We start from the raw sequence: 4,333 nt of genomic DNA, 5'->3' as shown, positions 1-4,333 counted from the left end.
CCCGTCAGCGCCCGTGACGGCCCTGGCGCCGAGCGAGTGCACGGCCGTGAAGGCGACGAAGCCGAGCGCCCAGCGATCCGCGAGGCGGGCCATCGGCGCGCGCTCCGCCGCCCCCTGCTCGGCCAGGCGGACGATCGCGGCATAGGTGCTGGCGCCGGCCTCGTGGCTGGCGCGCAGGCGGAAGGCGGGGCCGGCATTGACCGCGCCGCTGCGCAGCGCGGCGCCGGCGGCGCAGCGCACCGGCAGCGGCTCCCCGGTCAGCGCGCTCTCGTCGAGCGAGGCCTCGGCATCCTCCAGCGTGCCGTCGGCGGGCCCGGTCTCGCCGGGGCGGACCAGCAGCCGGTCGCCGGGGCGGATCGCGTCCACGCCGATCTCCTGCACCGAGCCGTCCTCGACCCGCGCGGCGCGGCGGGGGGCGCGGGCCATGAGCTCGGTCAGCGCGCCGGTGGCGCGGCCCTCGGCCCAGGCCTCCAGCGCCTCGCCGCCGGCGACCATCAGGCCGATGACGACAGCGGCGGCGGCCTCGCCCAGCGCCACGGCCGCGAGGATGGCGGCGAGCGCCACCGCATCCACCCCGATCCGCCCGCCGAGCAGGGAGCGGAGCAGCCCCCAGCCGACATGCGCCGCCACGGGCAGCGCGCCGATGGACCAGGCCCAGGCGGCCTCGCGCTGCCAGCCGCCGAGATGCAGGGCCAGGCCGAGGAGAAGGCAGAGCAGAACCCAGCCGAGCAGCATGTAGCGACGCATGGCGGGCAATCTGGCGCCGTCCGAACCGGCCCGAAATGCCCTGGATCAACCCGGCTGCGTGTTTTTCCCTGGCCTTTCCCCGGTGGAGGCCCTAGATAGCGCCCGCGGTCGGTCCCCAAGGCGGGGCCCGGCCCGCGCTGCGATGGCAGCGGATTGCACGAGATTGCCGCCAAGCCTCCGGGACGATGGCGGCGTTTCCGGCCACATGGGCGGTTTCATCCGGTCCTCCGGAGCCCCCTTCCATGCCGCCCGAGACGCCGCTGCCACACCGGGCCGCCGCACCAGCGGTTGCGCAGAGTCTCGCGAAAGTCCCTGTCGTCGTTTCCTGGCCGTGCGCGCGCCCTGTCGCGCGTGCGGCCGCATGTCATGGCCGCGGCAAGGGTGCCGGGCCGAGAAGGACGACGCATGTTCGACAAGTATTTTCGGAAGGAAATCTCCTGGGGCGGCCAATTGCTCGTCCTGGAGACCGGCAAGGTCGCGCGCCAGGCGGATGGCGCGGTGATGGCCCGCCTCGGCGACACCATCGTGCTCTGCACGGCGGTGGGCAACCGCGGCGTGAAGCCCGGCCAGGATTTCTTCCCGCTGACCGTGAACTACCAGGAGAAGGCCTTCGCCGCGGGCAAGATCCCCGGCGGCTTCTTCAAGCGCGAGGGCCGGCCCTCCGAGTCCGAGACGCTGATCTCGCGCCTGATCGACCGGCCGATCCGACCGCTGTTCCCGGACGGCTTCCGCAACGAGGTGCAGGTGATCGCGACCGTGCTGTCGCATGACCTGGAGAACGACCCCGACATCGTCGCGATGGTCGGCTGCTCGGCGGCGCTGACGCTCTCGGGCATTCCGTTCTTCGGGCCGATCGGCGCGGCGCGCGTGGGCTACGTGGACGGGCAGTACGTGCTGAACCCGACGCTCGCGCAGCGCAAGCAGAGCCAGCTCGACCTCGTCGTCGCCGGCACCGCCGAGGGCGTGCTGATGGTGGAATCCGAGGCGCAGGAGCTGTCGGAGGAGGTCATGCTCGGCGCGCTCGAGTTCGGCCACAAGAGCTTCCAGTCCGTGATCCAGGGCATCATCGAGCTGGCCGAGGTCGCCGCGAAGGAACCCTGGGCGCTGCCCGAGGAGAACGAGGCGGAGAAGACGCTGAAGGCCCGCATCGCGGAGATCGGCCGCGCGCCGATGGCCGAGGCCTACAAGATCGTCGAGAAGCTGGCCCGCCAGAACGCGGTGGGCGCGGTGAAGAAGCAGGTGGTCGCGCAGCTCGAGGCCGAGGGCCTGGACGCTGGCGCGGCGAAGGGCCTGTTGAAGGAGCTGGAGGCGGACGTCGTCCGCAACAACATCCTCGACACCGGCCTGCGCATCGACGGCCGCGACACGAAGACCGTGCGCCCGATCACGGCCGAGGTCGGCGTGCTGCCGCGCGCGCATGGCTCCGCCCTGTTCACCCGCGGCGAGACGCAGGCCTTCTGCGTGGCCACCCTCGGAACCGGCCAGGACGAGCAGATCATCGACGCGCTCACCGGCGAGTACCGCGAGCACTTCATGCTGCACTACAACTTCCCGCCCTTCTCCGTGAACGAGACGGGGCGCATGGGCTCGCCCGGCCGTCGCGAGATCGGCCATGGCAAGCTCGCCTGGCGCGCCATCCGGCCGGTGCTGCCGGAGAAGGACAAGTTCCCCTACACGCTGCGCGTGGTCAGCGAGATCACGGAGAGCAACGGCTCCTCCTCCATGGCGACGGTCTGCGGCACGTCGCTGGCGCTGATGGATGCCGGCGCGCCGCTGAAGCGGCCCGTGGCGGGCATCGCGATGGGCCGCATCAAGGAGGACAAGGGCTTCGCGGTCCTGTCCGACATCCTCGGCGACGAGGACCATCTCGGCGACATGGACTTCAAGGTGGCCGGCACCGAGGGCGGCGTGACCTCGCTGCAGATGGACATCAAGATCACCTCCATCACCTTCGAGATCATGAAGATCGCCCTCGGCCAGGCGCGCGACGGCCGCCTGCACATCCTGGGCGAGATGGCGAAGGGGATCAGCGGGGCGCGCGGCGACGTGGCCGCGACCGCGCCGCGGATCACCGTGATCAACATCAACAAGGACAAGATCCGCGACGTCATCGGATCGGGCGGCAAGGTGATCCGCGAGATCGTCGAGCAGACCGGCACGAAGATCGACATCGACGACGACGGCACGATCAAGGTGGCCGCGACCAGCACGGAAGCCGCGCAGAAGGCGATCGACTGGATCCAGGGCATCGTGGCCGAGCCGGAGATCAACAAGATCTACACCGGCAAGGTGGTGAAGACCGCCGAGTTCGGCGCCTTCGTCAACTTCCTGGGCGCCAAGGACGGGCTCGTGCATATCAGCGAGCTGGCGAATGAGCGCGTGCAGAAGACCACCGATGTCGTGAAGGAAGGCGACGCGGTGAAGGTGAAGGTCATCGGCTTCGATGACCGCGGCAAGGTGAAGCTGTCCATGCGCGTGGTGGACCAGCAGACCGGCGCCGACATCACCGAGCAGGTCGGCGCCCGGCGCCCCCCCCCCCCCCCGCCGCCCGGGCGCGGGGGGGCGCCCCCCCCCCCCCCCCCGCCCCCCGGCCCCCCCTGGGCGCGCGCGCCGGGGCCGCTCAGCAGCGCCTCCAGCCGCTGCTCCACGACCGCCTGGATGCGCGGGTCGAGCGTGGTGCGCAGCACGAGGTCGGCATTGCCGGGGAAGCGCTCCGCCAGGTCGTCCATCACCCAGTCGGCGAACCAGCCGCCCTGGCGCACGGGGCGCTGCGGGATTCGGATATGCTCGACCGCGAGCGCCGCCTGCCCGGGGGTGAGGAAGCCGGTCTGCGCCATCGCCTCCAGCACCTCCGCGGCGCGGCCGGCGGCGGCATCGGGCGCGACGCGGGGATTGAGGCGGGAGGGGGCCTGCGGCAGCCCTGCCAGCACCGCGGACTGCCAGAGGCTCACCCGCGTCGCCGGCACGCCGAAATAAAGCCGCGCCGCAGCATCCACGCCATAGGCGCCGCCACCGAGATAGACGCGGTTCAGATAGATCTCGAGCAGCTCGTCCTTGCTGAACTTCCATTCCAGCCAGAGCGCCAGCACCGCTTCCTGCGCCTTGCGCCACAGGCTGCGCTCCGGCGTCAGGAACAGGTTCTTCGCCAGCTGCTGCGTCAGGGTGGAGCCGCCCTGCACCACGCGCCCGCTCGACCAGTTCGCCCAGGCGGCGCGCGCCAGGCCGATGGGGTCGATGCCGAAATGCGACCGGAAGCGGCGGTCCTCGATGGCGATGATCGCGGCCGGAAGATGCGGCGGCAGGTCGCGCAGCCGCACGATCTCGCCATGCACATCGCCCGAGGTGGCGATGACGCGCCCATCCGCGGCCTCCAGCGTCACGCCCGGCCGGCGCGTGGCGGACAGCGCGATGTCGCTGCGCGGCAGATCCCAGGTGAGCACGAGCAGCAGCGCGCCGAGCGCGACACCGCCCCAGACGGAAAGCAGGATGATCCAGCGCAGCCAGCGCCCGCCCCCGCCCCGCCGCGGCGCGGCGCGCCGGGGCGCGCGCGGCGGGGGGCGGCCCAGGGGGGGGGGGCGGCGGGGGG

1 protein-coding gene and 2 pseudogenes are annotated in these 4,333 nt (G+C 72.1%); 1 reads left to right on the top strand and 2 read right to left on the bottom strand.

The genetic code is table 11. The features are described from left to right. The coding region (locus tag AC1MIR_RS26420; RefSeq protein WP_480031157.1) for a P-type ATPase actuator domain-containing protein at positions 1-747 on the bottom strand (747 nt) is incomplete at its 3' end. Positions 748-1,152: 405 nt separating this feature from the next. On the opposite strand from AC1MIR_RS26420, the pseudogene pnp reads away from it, so the two are divergent. Next, positions 1,153-3,291 (top strand): annotated as a pseudogene (pnp, locus tag AC1MIR_RS26415) (polyribonucleotide nucleotidyltransferase); the annotation flags it as partial. A 350-nt stretch (positions 3,292-3,641) separates the two neighbouring features. On the opposite strand, the pseudogene AC1MIR_RS26410 reads toward pnp, so the two are convergent. Further along, positions 3,642-4,064, bottom strand: a pseudogene (locus tag AC1MIR_RS26410) (transglycosylase domain-containing protein); the annotation flags it as partial. Positions 4,065-4,333: the final 269 nt, after the last annotated feature.

The organism is Falsiroseomonas sp. RANM36 (assembly GCF_056682175.1).
Note: the sequence above shows the minus strand (reverse complement) of the source record. Positions and strands in the feature narration are given on the sequence as shown.